Source organism: Paenibacillus terricola (genome assembly GCF_014779765.1).
Classification (GTDB): Bacteria; Bacillota; Bacilli; order Paenibacillales; family Paenibacillaceae; genus Paenibacillus_T; species Paenibacillus_T terricola.
In genome coordinates, this window is record NZ_JACXZA010000002.1 from 786,990 (window position 1) to 804,036 (window position 17,047).

Annotated in this window: 13 protein-coding genes; 1 reads left to right on the top strand and 12 read right to left on the bottom strand. The window is 48.2% G+C overall.

Going from position 1 to position 17,047, the window contains the following annotated elements; genetic code table 11:
* Nucleotides 1–170: 170 nt before the first annotated feature.
* The 9 genes from H8B09_RS10900 to H8B09_RS10940 all read right to left on the bottom strand — a co-directional run bounded on the left by H8B09_RS10900 (nt 171) and on the right by H8B09_RS10940 (nt 12,928).
* The gene (locus H8B09_RS10900; protein ID WP_224753462.1) at nt 171–2,000 is read right to left on the bottom strand and encodes an IucA/IucC family protein; all 1,830 of its coding nucleotides are present in this window, start codon (nt 1,998–2,000) and stop codon (nt 171–173) included.
* Nucleotides 1,979–3,211, bottom strand: coding sequence for a type III PLP-dependent enzyme (locus H8B09_RS10905; protein WP_191203513.1), 1,233 nt, complete (start codon nt 3,209–3,211; stop codon nt 1,979–1,981). The genes H8B09_RS10900 and H8B09_RS10905 overlap by 22 nt, the downstream gene beginning before the upstream one ends.
* Complete coding sequence (locus tag H8B09_RS10910) at nt 3,208–3,987, bottom strand: HpcH/HpaI aldolase family protein (RefSeq protein ID WP_191203514.1); 780 nt, start codon at nt 3,985–3,987, stop codon at nt 3,208–3,210. The genes H8B09_RS10905 and H8B09_RS10910 overlap by 4 nt, the downstream gene beginning before the upstream one ends.
* Nucleotides 3,984–5,756, bottom strand: coding sequence for an IucA/IucC family protein (locus H8B09_RS10915; RefSeq protein WP_318152582.1), 1,773 nt, complete (start codon nt 5,754–5,756; stop codon nt 3,984–3,986). Before H8B09_RS10915 ends, H8B09_RS10910 begins: the two co-directional genes overlap by 4 nt.
* Nucleotides 5,740–7,413 carry an IucA/IucC family protein gene (locus H8B09_RS10920; RefSeq protein ID WP_191203515.1) on the bottom strand — a complete coding sequence of 558 codons (1,674 nt, stop codon included), beginning with the start codon at nt 7,411–7,413 and terminating at the stop codon, nt 5,740–5,742. Before H8B09_RS10920 ends, H8B09_RS10915 begins: the two co-directional genes overlap by 17 nt.
* Nucleotides 7,358–8,824: an MFS transporter gene (locus H8B09_RS10925; RefSeq protein ID WP_191203516.1), complete on the bottom strand. Its 1,467-nt coding sequence runs from the start codon at nt 8,822–8,824 to the stop codon at nt 7,358–7,360. The genes H8B09_RS10920 and H8B09_RS10925 overlap by 56 nt, the downstream gene beginning before the upstream one ends.
* Nucleotides 8,818–10,176, bottom strand: coding sequence for a diaminobutyrate--2-oxoglutarate transaminase (locus H8B09_RS10930; protein WP_191203517.1), 1,359 nt, complete (start codon nt 10,174–10,176; stop codon nt 8,818–8,820). Before H8B09_RS10930 ends, H8B09_RS10925 begins: the two co-directional genes overlap by 7 nt.
* A 14-nt stretch (nt 10,177–10,190) precedes the next feature.
* A complete protein-coding gene (locus H8B09_RS10935) occupies nt 10,191–11,186 on the bottom strand; it encodes a hypothetical protein (RefSeq protein ID WP_224753463.1) in 996 nt (331 codons plus the stop codon).
* A 344-nt stretch (nt 11,187–11,530) separates the two neighbouring features.
* The gene (locus tag H8B09_RS10940) at nt 11,531–12,928 is read right to left on the bottom strand and encodes a catalase (protein ID WP_191203519.1); all 1,398 of its coding nucleotides are present in this window, start codon (nt 12,926–12,928) and stop codon (nt 11,531–11,533) included.
* Nucleotides 12,929–13,091: 163 nt separating this feature from the next.
* Here H8B09_RS10940 and H8B09_RS10945 point away from each other — a divergent pair, with 163 nt between their 5' ends.
* Nucleotides 13,092–13,352, top strand: coding sequence for a DUF2642 domain-containing protein (locus H8B09_RS10945; protein ID WP_191203520.1), 261 nt, complete (start codon nt 13,092–13,094; stop codon nt 13,350–13,352).
* Between the two features lie 63 nt (nt 13,353–13,415).
* Here the strand turns inward: H8B09_RS10945 and H8B09_RS10950 are convergent, their stop codons facing one another.
* The 3 genes from H8B09_RS10950 to H8B09_RS10960 all read right to left on the bottom strand — a co-directional run bounded on the left by H8B09_RS10950 (nt 13,416) and on the right by H8B09_RS10960 (nt 16,968).
* On the bottom strand, nt 13,416–14,621 hold the full coding sequence (locus H8B09_RS10950; protein WP_191203521.1) for a macrolide family glycosyltransferase: 1,206 nt from the start codon (nt 14,619–14,621) through the stop codon (nt 13,416–13,418).
* A 5-nt stretch (nt 14,622–14,626) separates the two neighbouring features.
* Nucleotides 14,627–15,604, bottom strand: coding sequence for a hypothetical protein (locus H8B09_RS10955; RefSeq protein WP_191203522.1), 978 nt, complete (start codon nt 15,602–15,604; stop codon nt 14,627–14,629).
* Nucleotides 15,605–15,777: 173 nt separating this feature from the next.
* The gene (locus H8B09_RS10960; RefSeq protein WP_191203523.1) at nt 15,778–16,968 is read right to left on the bottom strand and encodes a GTP-binding protein; all 1,191 of its coding nucleotides are present in this window, start codon (nt 16,966–16,968) and stop codon (nt 15,778–15,780) included.
* Between the last annotated feature and the right edge of the window lie 79 nt (nt 16,969–17,047).

Here is a 17,047-nt window from a genome sequence, read left to right on the forward strand (position 1 = left end):
ATGCTAGTAACAGATTGCTCAATACTTTCCTCACTTTTACACACTCCTGGCTGCAATGTATGTTTAATATTCGAATGTAAACATTGATTATCCTCCTGCATTTGACAAAATACAACAAAAAATGCAGCTGCAATGTGCAACTGCTCCATTCCATTATTTACGGTCACCGTTCAAGTAATTCGAAACGGGTTATACCCTGCTCCTTTACCCGAAGGCATCGCCCCTGGCACCCCATCAGCCTCTAGCAGCGGACGAATGATCAGCTTCGAAGGCCATGTCTTACTCTTGAACAGTACTTGCAGCAGCACATTGCGATCATTCTCTGGAATATCGATGCGCTCTACCGCATGTCGTAGCTGCTTCCCAGTAATTGACCATAACTGCTTCTCGGGAATGTCGTAGGACTCTGCCATCGCCTCTATAATTGCAGCCAGGTTAACCTGAGTTCCCAGTGATTGAATATAGAATATCAATTTCTCAATCGTTTCGTTATACAGGCTGTTGGAATAGCCCGGTCGGATATGATAACAGGGGTCTTCGATTCCATGCTTGTCCAGGTAAGGCTGGTGAAGCCGCACAGAATCGTGATCTCTTAACATGAGGCCCGCAACTTGTTTATCTCTCATCACGACACAGCAGTTTTGTCCATGAATCTCAGGTACAACGCCTACCTTGAACAATCTCATCGTTATGTCGTAGAATGCTGCTGCCAGCTCCTCATAGAAGCGAACTGCTTCATCCCCCGTAGGACGTTCACCATTAATCGCAGTCAGCAGATGCTCACCATTTAATGTAACGCCCAGAGAGGCCATTGGAATGATTCGGTATCGCTCATCCAGCAGCTCTGAAGGATACATCCTCACTTGCGCGGCTAGATGCCGAGGATGGTCATCGAACAGCCCCATATCACTTGGGAGGTAGCCCCACCAATGCTTCTCTTCACATAAGAAAACACGTCCCTGTAACGTATCATCACATGCGATAGCATGTCGCAGCATTCGCTCGCCGGCGAGACCATTAAGCAGTTTAACGACAGGTAAGTATCGAGCAGCGCCGAGCGACAATACGCTTATAGGAAGCTTCAGCATCATTCTCGATTGCTGCACTCGCGCAAAGGAACGAACGGATGAAGTTGCGGACCACTCCCCTGCTTGTGTCTCCAGTACAACAATTGTTCCAGCTTCAATCTCATAGTTGAAGTAAGGTATGATTTGGTGCTTCATCTGCCAGGGATGAACCGGCAGAAGCGTATGTGTGCGAGTCGAAATCCCTTTGCGCTCGAGCTCTGAATCGAGTAACGCCCTTACCGTACTATCCAGCAGATCGAGACAGCTATACGAATCCTCCCGGCACCCACGTGCTATCGATTCATTCGATATAGCCACCCAATGGAGCGATGTTGGATTTCCGAACTCTGCCATATAGGTCTTGTAATCCTGCTCTGAGAACCCAATCTTGGCCTTGGCCAGCGGATGAAACGGTCGATCTCGAAGCGATGCGAGCCGTTCTGCTGTAACAAACCAGTCGTATGAAGTGCTAGGTACTTCTTCAAACAGATCAACAGCGTGTGTAAGACTAAGACTTAGCTGCCAGATGGCTGTCTCTAGCCCCTTCATGAAATCTGCAACACCAGGATGCGCGTAGGCTTCCGCAGTTAACGAATGCGCTAGCACAAGCTGGCAAACCTCCATACAAGAGTCGACGATTGTATAACCGAGCGTCCCTTTCTTAAGGATTGGGGTATCAATTGCCCATTGGATACCTTGCCTGTAACTAGGAACGATCAGGAAGCATATTTCACCGATATAGACTGTAGCATTGTCAGGCGCATCGGGGTACATATCGAGTACAGCGCTTGGCGCTGCTTCCAGCCTGCAGGTCGTCTCTTCATTCATGACGAAGAATTGCTCTGCTAGAAAAGCATCCATGAGCTCCCTACATACACGGCGTTCAGCTATCACATAGTTTGGTGTTTGTTCTACTTCGAGATCGATGCGCAAGGGATTCCCTCCTCTGTGAGATAGTAGAATGTTGGATGCGGATGTCCGAGAAAATCATGATGGGATATTGTCCAGCAATAGGCACCCGATTTCACGAATACAAGGACATCACCAACCTGCAGTCGAGGCACCTGAGCATCGGTATGCATGCGGTCCTTCGGTGTACACAGCTCACCTACGATTGTCACATTCGAATCAACAACCATGGGCTTGGCCCACGAATACTGCCATTCCCGCTCAGTCTGAACAACCCGAAACGGATGATCATGCCCCCATGAAGCCGGCAATCGATTGTGATGTGTGCCACCTCGAATGACGGCAAACCATTGCTCATGCGACAGTTTCATATCGATAACCTCTGTGACGTAATAGCCATGATCAGCCACAATGAATCGCCCTGGCTCGAAGAAGACCTCTGTGTCTCCCAATCGATTCCATTCCTCGCTTTGCTTCAACAACCTGGTAAAGAGCGGCCAATCAAAGCCCGGTGAACCGTCATAAGTGACGCCAAATCCTCCGCCTGCATTAATGACGCTAACCTCGATGTCGTATTGAGACTCCCACTCTTCAACCTTACGTACGTAATAACTGACCATCTCCGCATGCAGCTCTGCATTTGTGTTATTCGAGAGGGAATGAAAATGAAACCCACACAATTTCACATGCGTGTTGCTGTTCTCCCGTAAGATCGAGATGGCTTCTTCGACCAATGTCTCATCAAGTCCAAACGGACTTGGACCTCCACCCATCCGTATCTTTGTCTGCGGCAAATCCGCTGTTCTCAAATTAATGCGCAGCAATACTTGCACGGTGCGTTTACGATATTTGGCCAGTTCGATAAGCTTACGCAGCTCGAGTAAACTCTCCACATGAAGATAAGTCACATTGTTCAAGATCGCTTGATCCAGCTCGGCATCCTTCTTCCCAGGTCCGCCGAACAGAATCGGAACGGTATGTGAAACGTCTCTTACTTTAAGCAGCTCACCGATCGACGCCACCTCGAACCCGCTGACCAGCGGAAGCAGCGCCAGAATGATTCGTTTATCTGGATTTGCTTTGATTGCGTAGAATAACGAGCTGTGCGCGGGAAGCTTATCCAACATCGATCGAACATGACGCTGAATGCCATCTAGATCATACACATAGGCACACACAGGTTCCTGACTCTCGCGCTGCCAGCTGGCGATCCATTCTTGAAGCTGCTCCATCATGATCTGACCCCCAGCGCTTGTCGATATTCCTTCTGCTTATTCCAATAGGCGCGGAAGGCTGTATTACGATCGTCGCCCAATACGAATATTTGAACGCCGCGCTCCGCCCACAGAAGGTGATCTTCCATCCTTCTTGATACAGCGGCATACGGGATGCCTTGCTGAATCGACTCCTTATGCACGTGATCTAACAGCTGCTGCACTTCCGGATGATCGGTCTGCCATGGCACGGATAGCGATTGCGACAGATCCGCAGCGCCTTCTAGAACGAAGCTGACTTGCGGAATTGACACGATATCTCTGATCCTCTCCGCACCTTCGATGCTCTCGATCATCGGGATGATCATCACTTCCCGGTTGGCCTCCTCGATGTAGTTGGAGAGAGAATTTTTGGCGAAAATACCCGGTCTTCCGCTATTCAAGCTTCTATTCCCGAGTGGATGATAAAATGCATAACGAACCGCTTCCTCAACCTGGTCTCTACGCTCGACATGAGGGATAACAATCCCTTGAGCGCCGCTGTCTAGAAACTTCGTAATCTCCATCCGGTTAACGCTGGATATTCGAACGAGCGGCGTCATATCCAGGAGCTCCGCGGCACGAATGAGCTCCTCGACTGTCTCGACATTCGTAGAGGCATGCTCGAAGTCGATAATCACGAAGTCATATTCCGCATGGCCGATCATCTCAATAATGATTGGATTCGGGATGGAGACGAATAATCCGAATACCGATTTTCGTCTAGCAATTTTCTCCTTCAGCTTATTCTTTCTCATCTCGTAACACCTGCAGCAAGACGCAGCGGGTTAGGTGCGGTACGGAAATACAGCTCGCTATCGCCATAAATTCTACGTTTCGTCATCTCTTCAATCCGTCCATCACCCGAGAACAAGTCGAATAGCTCGAATCGTTCTTGGTACTGCGGATGCTCCTGTTGGTATCTGAGAATCGTATCCGAGCATTTGCTCCAGAACTGTTGCTCACCTAGACCACACTTCTCAAGCGTGAAGCACAGCTCCGTCATGCAGATGAAGAAGAAAGCATCATAGGTATAGTCACGTACTTCGGACACTTGGTCAGTCTGAAGAAACGAGTAGCGATTGAACTTGCGATGAGTTTCTGGTTCAGGATTCAGCACTGGCGCCCATTCTGGATGGAGCAATTGACTTGGCACATAACGCACGCTATCGTGCAGATCTTTGACAATAATCCGCATTGGCAGCTCATTCTCGAGTACAAGAATAATATTCTGAGCATGCGATTCGAGGGCGATCCCATGCGCATAGAGCAGATGAATGATTGGCAGTACAACGGAACGAATGAGAGCATCGCTCCATCTCTCGATGCCATGCTGGTCGATCGCAGACTGAATGAATGATTCTCCGTTCTGCTGCGTCAGCGTTACGGCATTCAATGGCCAAGCGGTCTCATTGGAATCGAGATGCAGCGAGACATTTTCACGAAAAATGGCTCCTAGCGTACCGTAAGCCGAACCATATGCGATGGATGACAAGTTCTGATAACGCAACGAAAGTCCCATCGTTTCTCGAAGCACCTGGAATCTAAGCTTCGTGAGCAGCGAGTCGTTCCGAATAATGCGCTGCAGCCAGTCGCTGATCAGTGGCGCATTCTGCGTCGTATGATGAGCCAGAATACGGCTGGTCGACGTATTGGTGATGCTTAACGCCAGCTTGATATAGGAGGCATCTTGCTTGTCACGGCGAGATAGCGTACGAATCGACTGCTGTGCACGGTAGGACGAGCGCGATCCCCCTAACACAATGATGTCTTTATTCGCTAACTGCTCTACGAACAACGTCGGAATTCGGTCCTCCATCTGCCATGGGTGTACAGGCATGAATACATAATGCTCAGCCTCGCAGCCAGAGATGGTTAGAATGTCCTTGAACGTCTGGCGATCTTCATCGGTCAGATGATCGGCATACAGTTCCTCTGAGGTGACCCCTCTCGATACGGAAACATCAATCAGCCATTCATGAACCGCGATCCACTGCAGGGCAATCTTTTGATTGAACTCAGGCCCGTATGCGAAATTATCCATCAACGAGAAACCAAGTCTTGATTTGTAGCTGGGGTGGTACGGATGACCTTCCGCCATATAGCTTTCCAGTGCATCATAATGACGGTCAGCGATCGGGATTCGTTCAGCTTCATGCAGCTTGGACTGATGGTCCTTCGCTAACGTCTCGAATAGTTCGCTCACGAACTGCGGAACATATGCCCCATTCAATCGGTTCACGATGACCTCTTCGACGAAACGATAAAGATCAACGCTCGGCTTGTCTTCTCTTCGAATGGAATGCTTCTCGACTTTTACACGACCGAATGAAGCTTTACGCTGTGCCTTACAGGTGTAACGAATCGTATCTTCGTTTGAAGCTCTACCCTCGAACGTCCACGTCAGCCCCTCTTCTGCAGCACTAATAATCCCTTCGAACAGCAAGGCCTCCAGCGTCTGGCGCATGATTCTCTCCATCACATCATCCAGCAGCATGCTCTCTTCGGCTCTAATTCGTTGTTCCACTCGTTAATCTCCCTACTTTCTTCATCACATTATCTATGGGCGTATAAGCAGGCGTCTCGCTATGCCCTCCAAGGCAGCTGATCATATTCTTCTTCGCTAGGAAGGCATCAGCAGTCAGTAAATGTTGAATATACTCATTGCTAGTGGCCTCGTATTCTTGCTCAAGCAGATGCCGTACGATCCGCCAGTACACCATCTCATCCATCCCACTGTCTCTAGCAATCGCATGGATAAGAGAACCTAGATGATTCACCATGAAATAATAATCCGTACGCGCCCAACACTGTTCCTTGTCATAGAAAAGGGGGCTCATGCCTGCTGCTTCGACGGCAATCTCTCGATTAACGCTAACTCCCTCCAAATCTCGAATAATAAAGGTATGCGGCACGCCATTCTTCAACGTAAGCAGCGTATTCTGCAGATGCGCTTCGAAATGGATGCCATGCTCTTGCGCCGCTCGCACTATGGGCAATAGCGAGATCTGCAGGTACTGTTCAAACCACTCTGTAATCGGAATACTCTGATCGATTAATGCAAACAGCCGGCAAGAATCACATTGAATCGGCGCTTCTATCAGACTGGACATGACGAATGTACATGTCACATCGAACTCTACCTTGCGATAGGCTACAGTCAACATTTTGGCAATATTCTCGCCTTTGAAACAACAACCCTCCACCCCTTCTTCATACGCGATTCGGGTATTAGAATCATTGGCGAAGCAGTCTCGTCCGTACAAATAACGAGCGGCATCCATCGTTCTGCGCATTTGTTCCCAGCTATTCGTTCTTCTTAGATTCGTGATCTGGATGTTAAGTGGAAGCTTGATATTGTAGGCCATCTCAGGGATGTATACCGTTCTTACCGATGAGGTTGGATAGGCTAGCGGACCGCAACTGCCCAGCAGAATGATTTTCTTATCTCGAATATAGTCTTTAATGGCCTTAATAGTCTGGACATGCTCGTACTGCCATGGATGTACCGGAAGCAACTGATAGATCTCACGCTTCTCTCCCAACACTTGTCGCGCATGCCCTTCAATCTCTTCTGGCCATTCAAGCTGTAAGCTAAAGTTGATCCATTCCTGATGAAATACGTCTCGGTGAATTGCCATGTAGCACAACTGGAAGGAAGCATGAAGCTCTGGACTGTACTTCGTTGTTTCTATCTCTCTGAACCCGGCCGTATTCTTGGCGTATGGATGAAAAGGATGACCGTAGATAAGGGATTGCTCAGAGGACAAATAGTCGGTTACCGAGTGATGTGCGGACTGCGTCCAATACAGCTCGATTTTGTCGCAGCTGTTCTCCACCTTTTCGATAAAATCCTGAATCAGCTCTAGCGAAATAGATGGATCACGATGGCGCAGCTCGGTAATCATCCATTGAAGAAGTGTCTTGAACTGCAACTCTTCCTTGTCCTCGGTCAGGAGCTGTTCGTACTCATGCTCCCCACTTACCGAATAATAGTTCAGCTTGCCAGTTAAGACGGCGCAACTATGCGGGAACGAAATCACAAATGTGTGGTCTTCGGTATTAATCTCTATACCACTGCTTCCACGTTCAGCTGCAAGCTCCCGAATATAGCAGTTTAGTAATGTTTTACACGTCTGAGCATTGGCCTGTTCCCGGCCTTTCGTCTCCTCCTTGGTCCACATGGGTGTCAGTCGCACCTGCTTTCTTATGATTAATGAATACGACGAGCGGAAGCGTTAGCGACATCAGTACCCCTAGTACGATGCACTCTTCTTGCAGCGCCGCCCACTTGGCTTGTCCCGCGCCCATCCCACTGCTTGCCAACATTGTCCACCGGATGTCGTAGTAGGCAGCAAGCAGCATGACAGCGAAGGAAGAAGCCAACCGCTGCAGCGTATTGGACAATGCCGATCCTTCGTGCATATCCTCCTCTGGCAGCGCTTGCAGTCCTATGGCCGTCATCGTCATATCGGACAAGCCATTGCCAATTCCTCGTAGTGCCATGAGAACAATAACGAATACAAGCGAAACGCTCGTTGATACGAATGCAAATGACAATACAGATAACGCTACCATTCCAATCCCATAAGCAATAAATCGCAGCGACTTACCGGCATCGAGCCAGCGTCCGCCAATCCATACGAATAAGCTCGTACATACAGCCGTTGGGATAAACAAAGCGCCGGACGCGGATGGAGATAGATGAAGTCCTTCTTGAAAAATAAGCGGCATGACGAATATTACGCCGAACATCACCGCATCCTGCACCGTCGAGATGAGAAGCGAAACCGTGAACAAGCGATTAAGCCGCAGCAGCTTATACCGGATCAAGGGCTCTTCTTTGCCATTCTCATGTTGAACGAAACGGATCACAGCCAGGATTCCAACTCCGAATAACACGCCTGTCTGCCATCCAGGAATCGCTGAATTCGATGCGAATTGGATGGCTAGACTGAGCGATGCAACACTGAGCATGAGCGGCAGCAGCCCTTGCAGATGGATCGTTTTGCGCTTGGCAGGCTCATAGGATTGAATCTGACGGCAGCATAGTAAGAGCGATAAAAGCGCTAAAGGCACATTCATCCAGAACAGAATCTTCAGCTCGCCGAATTGCATAACAAAACCGCCCAGCGTTGGACCGACCGCAGGTGCAATCGTCAGCAGCATGCCCCAAGCCCCAACTACCTGTCCCCTCTTTCCTTGTCCGTAATAATCGAACAACAGAACAAGTGACACTGGAATCATTAACCCTGCTGCAACGCCATGCATGACGCGAACAAGCAGAATCACCTCTACATGCTGATAAAACAATCCGCCCACAATCGAGAACAGTCCGTACAGCCCGAGCCCAAGTATATACGTCCGTTTGCGGTCGAGCCGATCAACGACAATAGAGGTTAGCGGCATCGTTATCGTCATAGCCAGCATATACAACGTAATAATCCAGCCGCCAAGTGCCGTCGAAATGCCATACGTGGTTACAAAGCTTGGGAGCAGCGTATTAAAGGCACTGTTCGTCAGCACCAACGAGAATGCCCCGATGAGAATAGCTAGTAAGACGGAATGTTTTCTCGCATATGCTGCAATCAGCATGTGCTTGTAATCATCTCGACGGCTTCTATTACCGATTTCTCGAAAATAAACAGTACCTCTGCTGCCTCTTGCTCCGTAATCGTTAGAGGTGGAAGAAACCGCATAACGGCGGAACGGCGCCCGCCTAGTTCGATAATTAAGCCGTTCTGGAAGCATCGCTCCTGGATCAAGCCAGCGAGCTCGCCACTCTGTGGGAAATGACCCAATCGATCTTTCTGTCCGCGAGGATCGACGATTTCCACTCCGATCATCAGACCTCTGCCCCGGACATCGCCGATTTCTTGTACACGAGCTTGCAACCGGCGAAGCGAATGGAAGAATTGGCTGCTGCGCTCGCGTACATTCTCGAGTACATCATTCGATTGCAAATATCGCAGTGTGGCAAGTCCGGTCGCCATCCCTAATTGATTGCCGCGGAATGTACCCGTATGCGCACCTGGTTTCCATTGGTCAAGCTCTTCTTTGTAGATCACGACCGACATTGGCAGGCTGCCGCCAATTGCCTTAGAGCAGACGATAACATCTGGAATAATGCCGGCATGTTCGAACGAGAACATCGTGCCGGTTCTGCCGATTCCTGTTTGAACCTCGTCGATTATAAGCGGGATGCCTCGTTCAGCCGTAATGCGTCGGATTTCACGCAGCCATTCAATTGGCGCAGGAATAGCGCCCCCTTCGCCTTGAACGGTCTCGACGATTAAGCAGCAAGGGGCTGCGATGCCGCTCTCGCAATCATCCAGCAGCTGTTCGATATATTGCGCACTGATCTGGGCGGTCTTCCCTTCACCAACTCCGAACGGGCAGCGATATTCATACGGGAACGGCAGGAAGTGAACATCCGGAAGCAGGCTCTGGAGATGCTGCTTCTTGCTCAGGTTGCCGCTCATCGCCATCGTCGCTTGAGTCGAACCATGATAGCCGCCTTGGAAGGCTAGAATCGACTTGCCCTTTGTTGCATTTTTGACAAGCTTAATCGCTGCTTCTACAGCATCCGCACCTGTCGGACCGCAGAATTGAATTTTGGATGAGGAGCGAAGCGGTTCTGGCAGCATCGTGAAAATTTCTTGCATGAAATCGAGTTTCAGCGGAGTCGCAAGATCAAGTGTATGTAAGGGGATTTGCTTAACCAGTGTATCCTGAATAGCAGCAACGACTACATCGTGGTTATGGCCTAATGCAAGCGTGCCCGCACCGCATAAGCAGTCGTAATACGACTTACCGTCTGTGTCCGTGACGATAATGCCTCTAGCTCGATCAATCACGAGGGGAAAATGCCGGGGATAGGCTTGCGCATTGGATTCTTTGTCCTTCTGAAGCTGCAGATAGGCTTCCATGTCTTGTGCTGCAATCATGATTAACGCCCCTTCTAGTCTTGGAATAAATAGTTCAAATAGACGGTGATAACGTCCGAAGCTGCTTCGTTGATAAATAAATGAGGATCCACCAAGTCTGGCAATGCATTCACTTCAAGAATTCCCCCATTGTCCTCATCCAGTGGAAGGTCGATACGTTTGCAACGAATATCAACTCCGGCAACATCAAGCTGGAGCGCTTGCGCAGCTCTGATCGCTGCTTCGGCATTGCTACTGCAAATATCACGAGTACGATCCGCTATAACTTCGCTAATGCTGCTCGCTGCTGCATTATCGAGCGTATATAGTTCTACTTGCTCTCCATAAGCTAGGATGTCATGAGGCGTTCGACTCTGCTGGTGCAGATGATACTGTATATCGTATGATTCCATATCTACCAGCTGATAGGAGCTAGCCAAGTCAGATGAATTGCGCCTCAGCTGCTCATCATTCATATTACGCGCCAGCTGCTCGATCGTGGAATAGCCATCCCCCACGATATAAGCCGGCCGATATTCGAGCACACCGACTACTTGATCTCCGATGACAAGCACCCGATAATCGTCCCCTTCCACGTACCGTTGGAGCATAATGCTTGAACTATGCTGGTGCACCCTCTGGATTGCTCGGGCTAGTTCAGCCTCATCACGGACCTTTAACGTAACGCCGATGCTGCGGTTTAAGTCCAGTGGTTTGACTGTAATGAGCTGATGCTTCAACAGAAACTGACGAGCCTCTTCACCCATGTCAGAGACGACGATTTCCTCGGGCACAGGGAGCTCTGCACGCCGCAGCAGCAGATTGGACGCTTGCTTGTGCTTAGCAAGCAATCCGGCCATCAGCGTCATTTTGTGCGATCGCGACTTGTTAATCACGATGGTCTTGCCTTTGTAAGATAACTCAAGAAAGTCTTCACATCCTGGCAGTAACAACTTACAATCGATTCCTAGTTCCCTCGCTTTGCTCATAATGATGATGTTCTGCATGTTTTGAACCGGTTGCGGGTTCAAGTCCTTCCCTCCCTGGCGACAAGGTTCTGAAGAATATTACCCTTGTCATGATGTTATTGATAATGATTATCAATATTACTGCAAAACCAATAATAGGCGCACTGCCTTTAATTGTCAACATAGGGATCTGCACGTAAAAAGTGACAACTTTGTGTACCAGAACAGATTGCTAGGTCCAACAATCTATCTGAACAATTGATTCCTAGGACGAAGGATGTATGAATCTGCGTTGTATAGAGATCTTCCTCCCTATCATTTCGAGACGTTTAACATAATCTTAAGATGCAAAAAAGGCCAGCCAATAATGATTGGCCGACCTCGTTTCTTTCAAGTAAATGAGTGAGTCATCCCTTCTTCGGTACAGCGATCTGACGTGCCACTCTTTCGCCTAATGCAGCAGAAGCCTGGGATAAATAGCCTAACACGACTCTTTGTATTTCAGGTGAAGCAGCAGATAAATCACCAGCGAGGTTCTGAACGAGGTGATCCTGTTGAACTTGTGTGAGTGATTGGTAGAACTGGCCCGCTTGCGTGAAATTATCAGCTCTCGGAATACTGGATCGAACGAGCTTGCCCGCTATGTAGCGCCCTGCTCCGCTCGTTACTTGATCAGTCGGAGACCAGTTGGCTTGATGGTTGATCGGAATTTGGCGGAAATCTGAGCCGAGACGATGCCGCTGTGAATCCGAATATATATTACTGCGTCCTTGCAGCATTTTATCATCAGATAGCTCGGCACCTTCTAGCAGATTCGACGGGGAGAACGCCAACTTCTCGATCTGGTCCTGATAATGGGTTGGGTTCGTGTTCAATACGAGTCGACCAACTGGCAGCGGCGGGTATTGCCGTACATCCCACACCTTCGTATCGTCGAGCGGATCGAATGACAGCGCAGCTTCGTCCTGCGGATTCATCAACTGCACATACAACCCATATTGGACGGGTGTGCCCTTAGCAATCGTGTCATATAAGTCTTTACCTGAATAATCCGGATTCTCGCTGGCGATTCGAGCCGCTTCTTGCGCATCGATATATTGCTCGCCGGCAAGCGGAACCCAGCGATATTTGACATAGAAACGGACATTCTGTGCGTTCTTCCACACATAGGTGTTAACGCTGTGTCCTGGCGTATGGCGAAGACTCTTAAGGGTGCCTTCGTCCGAATATAGCCTTACGACGAAATGGGTAGCCTCAGGCGCTGTAGCAATGAAACCCCAGAATCGATTCGGATCGATGAGGTTGTTGACCGGTGATGGCAGGAAAGCGTGAATCGACTCCGGAAACCGCATCGGGTCCCGCACGAGGAATACCGGGATATGATTACAGAGCAGGTCGAAGACACCGTGATCGGTATAAAATTTGGTCGAGAATCCGCGCACGTTGCGGGATGTATCGGGTGTACCTTTGTTACTGACCGCGAGTGAGAATCGCACCGCAACAGGTACCCGTTGTCCTGCCTGCTGTAGAAAGCACAGCTTCGTATAAGCCGACATGGAGTGAAGCGTTTCAAAATAACCAAAGGCGCCAAATCCTTTTACATGGACTGGCCGCTCTAATATTTTCTCATGGACAAAGGTTTCAAGCGTTTCATGCAGCATGCTGTCCTGCTCCAGAATCGGTCCCCTTTCGCCTACCGTTTGCGAGTGGTGTTCCGGCCGCTGAGCAGCATTCCACTGCGATGGAGCTGTGCCACTCTGCCAGCTTCGATCGTATCCTTGATCGTTCGGTTTGTTATCGTCCACGGTTCCGCCTCCTCTTGCCTACATTCTCAGAGATATGTATGCATAGCCATTATGCGGTTATGACAGCATGTCAGAATGTAAATTGAATAAGAAATAGGCATTCGCGTATTCCATGATATAGGCAACGGCATATGATGGGGTAAAACTTTTAAGGAGTGACAATGTGTACACGTATAACAATCAGCCAACTCAGGTAAGTCCTAGTCAGACCAGCCCTTATCATATAAAAACGGTGTCGTCCATTGATCCCTATTTAGTTGAAGCCCTTCAACGTTTAATCGGACGGTGCGTATTGCTCGAAACGACGCGCGGCGCGATCGAAGGAACGATCGTTGATGTCAAACCCGATCATGTGCTTCTGCAGCTTCACTCCCGTCAAGCATGTGTTCGCATAGCAGAAATTGTATGGGTAATGCCTTTGTAGATCAATGAAACAGAGTAAACAAAAAGCGGCCAGAAATGGTCGCTTTTTGCTTGATTGATTTGCTTATATCCGCTCATTTAGCTTGGTATAGGCCACAATCTCATCTGCAGCTTGCTTGTATCCACCTGCTTGATGAAGAGTTTCGCCCATTTCCTCAGCTGCATCTCTATAAGAAGTTTGGTTCAATATTTGATCGATGGCGTCCCGAAGCTTGTCAACCGTTAACTCCTGCATTTGCAGCTGTATGCCTGCTCCGATATTAGCAACCCGTCCTGCAATGATCGGCTGATCTGCGCCTTGAGGAATGACAATGAGTGGTACGCCATAATAAAGTCCTTCGTGTGTACTATTCATTCCGCCGTGCGTAATAAAAAGCTTCGCATGCTGCAGCACTTCAGTTTGGGGAACGTAGTTTCTCACGATGAAATTGCTCGGAATGTCACCTAACTCTGCGATCTGGGTTCGGCTGCCTACCGACATGACGACCATGTGCTCTGTGCGACCAAGCGCATCGAAACACAGCTTATAGAAATCATTAGCCATGTTAAATACCGTACCTAATGAGATGTAAATGGGTTCTCTTCCCTCGATCATCGACAGGTCGAAATTGTCTTTCTCCGCTCGCGAAGAAATCGATGGACCAACGAAATGGTATGAGGAATCGAACGCTTCTCCATCTGGCTGAAACGTTCTTGTCGTATAGACTACAGTCAGCGGTGCTGGGTTGCAGAACACCTCATAAGGGGAGTTGATATCGACTCCATACGTCTCCTTGAGTGCTTCTGTTAAGCCCAAAAATTGTTCTTTAATAGGATTAATTACCTCGCTCGAAACGTCGCGCCAGGACCTCTCCAACATGTCATTGAAATCAGCTTCGCACTGAGCAAAAGATGTGCAGGAGCTAATTGCTGGCAGCTGCAAAATCTGTGCAATCATTCGTCCACAGCCAAACATCGAGTCATGGATGATGTAATCAAAATGCTCGCCCTCAATCTGTTCAAGCACGGTTGGAATCACGATATCCGCGGTAAGCAGCAATCCATTCACACGTTCAAGCGGATAACGTCTGCCACCGGAGATGAATGCCTGAATAAATTTAAGGCCATTAATTGTCCGAACCTCTGCTCCCGTCCGCTCCATCCGTTCACGATAATCTTCAACGCAGAAATAAACAACCTCTTCCCCACGCGCGATCAGTTCCTGTACTACGCCGATCGTCGGGTTGATATGACCTTCAGATCCTGCATTAATAAATAACACACGTGCCATTGGTTTCACTCCTGATTGAATTGTCGCTTAAATTTGAAAAGATCAAGTAAAGCATAAAAGAATCGGATGGTATTCTCTTGAGAGGAGAGCTGCTTCTCATACGTTTCGTATAATTTGTTTGCAACTGCATGCTTTTTATTCAAGTTGCCACCATAAAACCCATAAACGCCTCTTGAAAGAGTCCAAGCAAACGCAGAGCAATCTAATTGTTTCTTAGCGGTTGCTTTACCTGTAGTTGTTCGCCACGCCCATACTTCTGCTAATGCATTTAGAGCCATTTCAGGTGTTTCGGAAGTAAAAGACGTGCGAAATCCATCTTCAATATTAAACTGACGCACCTCATCTAAATTAATAGTCTTACCAGCAAGTATGGATAGATCCTTCCGCATTAAGTCGCGAATAGTGGGAAAATGAATGTCAGAGAAATGATCCAGATTATTATCCCAGAACCAAATATCATCAGGATCTTCAATATTCGAAAAATCGATGGCGAGTACCTCTTCCAATTGACTCTGTTCTAACACTGGTAAACTCAATGTCTTAATTGTCTCGGATGGAAATTGCGGTGTTTCATTACAATAGCAAATACCGTCTTTACATCCATATACGATCGTACTTTTGGTGTCCTCGTATATTATCGTTTCTTCATAGTCAGAGGGTGTGGTCTCAATCACTTGTTGGATGAAAACTTGCGCTGCTTGAAATGTATATTTATCTTCGCTTTGACTACCGATTCCAATCCCGCCAGCACCTTCATAAACGGAAAACTCACAGGATTGTCCCTTACCGTTTACAGCTTTAATGATATATAGAAATGAATTTTCTTTGTTGGTACTTTTCCATATAGGGTCTCCAAACAAAGTTAGTAACGAACCCCTAAATCGAGCAGTTTCATCTCCAGTACGAAGACCAACAGAAAAAATTTTGGAATCTTGTAACTGCTCAATTGGCGTGTCACTAATTATAAATTGAAACTTTTCCATGTGAATCCCCTTCATTATCCGAATAGGTTAACTCCACTTCCATTTTAAGTAATAGAGTCCCAAACAGCAATGGAGTCCTTTCGATAAAGAGAGCTGCGATATAAGCAGCCCTCCCTACTAATCCGCTTTTCGTTAAATCCCTGTTTCTTGTTTGATCAACTTTAATTACACCCTCAAACAATCGCGTTCGGCAGCGGATCGCGGAAGTTGCTCCAATCTTCCCCCATCTCTTCTTCGGTAAGTAGGCAATCGTCGAGTGTAGCTGTAAGCTGCTCACGATCCATCTCAATCCCGATGAACACAATTTTATTGATCCGATCCCCATACTCCGTTGACCAGCTGTTATTCAGCTCTGGCTCTGCTTCGCGATACATTTGTTGCTCTTCTAGTGGCAATGCGGCAACCCAATACCCAGATGGTCCAAAATGGACCGATGGTCCTGCCTGACTTATCGACTGTCCAATATTGTTGCGGGAAGCGACCCACATAATCCCTTTCGCACGAATGACATCCTCCGGCCATTGCTCCATCCAGTTCATCAGGCGGTTCGGATGAAACGGTCTTACACGCTCATAGACGAACGACCAAATTCCATATTCCTCCGTCTCCGGCGTATGGACAGGCTTCTCTAATTCTTTAATCCAGCCTGCAGAACGGCTTGCTTCTTCGAAGTCAAACAATCCCGTATTCAATATTTCAACCGGATCGACTTGTCCTTTAATCGTACGAATTAACTTGGCAGTTGGCTGCAGCTTGCGAAGTACGTTCTCAAGCTCAATCAATTCTCGTTCATCGATCATGTCGCATTTGTTGAGCAGCAGCACGTTGCAGAACTCGATTTGATCGATGAGCAGATCCACAACCTCCCGGACATCATTCTCCCCAACAGCCTGACTGCGTTCCAGCAGCGACTCGCCTGAAGAGAAATCGTGCCAGAAGCGATAAGCATCAACGACTGTCACCATGCAATCCAATTGGCACCATTGGGACAGATCAATTCCTTGATCCTCGTCAATATAACTGAAGGTTTGAGCGACAGGGACAGGCTCTCCAACTCCGGTAGACTCAATGAGGATGTAATCGAATCTGCCGTCTAATGCCAGTCGTTTGACTTCGATAAGCAGGTCTTCCCGCAGCGTGCAGCATATGCAGCCATTGGACATTTCCACAAGCTTCTCATCGGTACGGGAGAGTCCTCCGCCATCTTTCACAAGCGCCGCATCAATGTTTACTTCACTTAGGTCATTTACGATTACAGCAACTTTCATCCCATGTCGGTTATGTAAGACGTGATTCAATACCGTCGTCTTGCCAGCGCCCAAATAACCACTCAATACCGTGACGGGCAATTTTTTATTCGTCATGTTCTGTTATCACCTTCGCTTTTTAATAGTAATCATTACGATTATGGTTCAAAAAAAGAAAGAGGCAATTCTCCTCTTC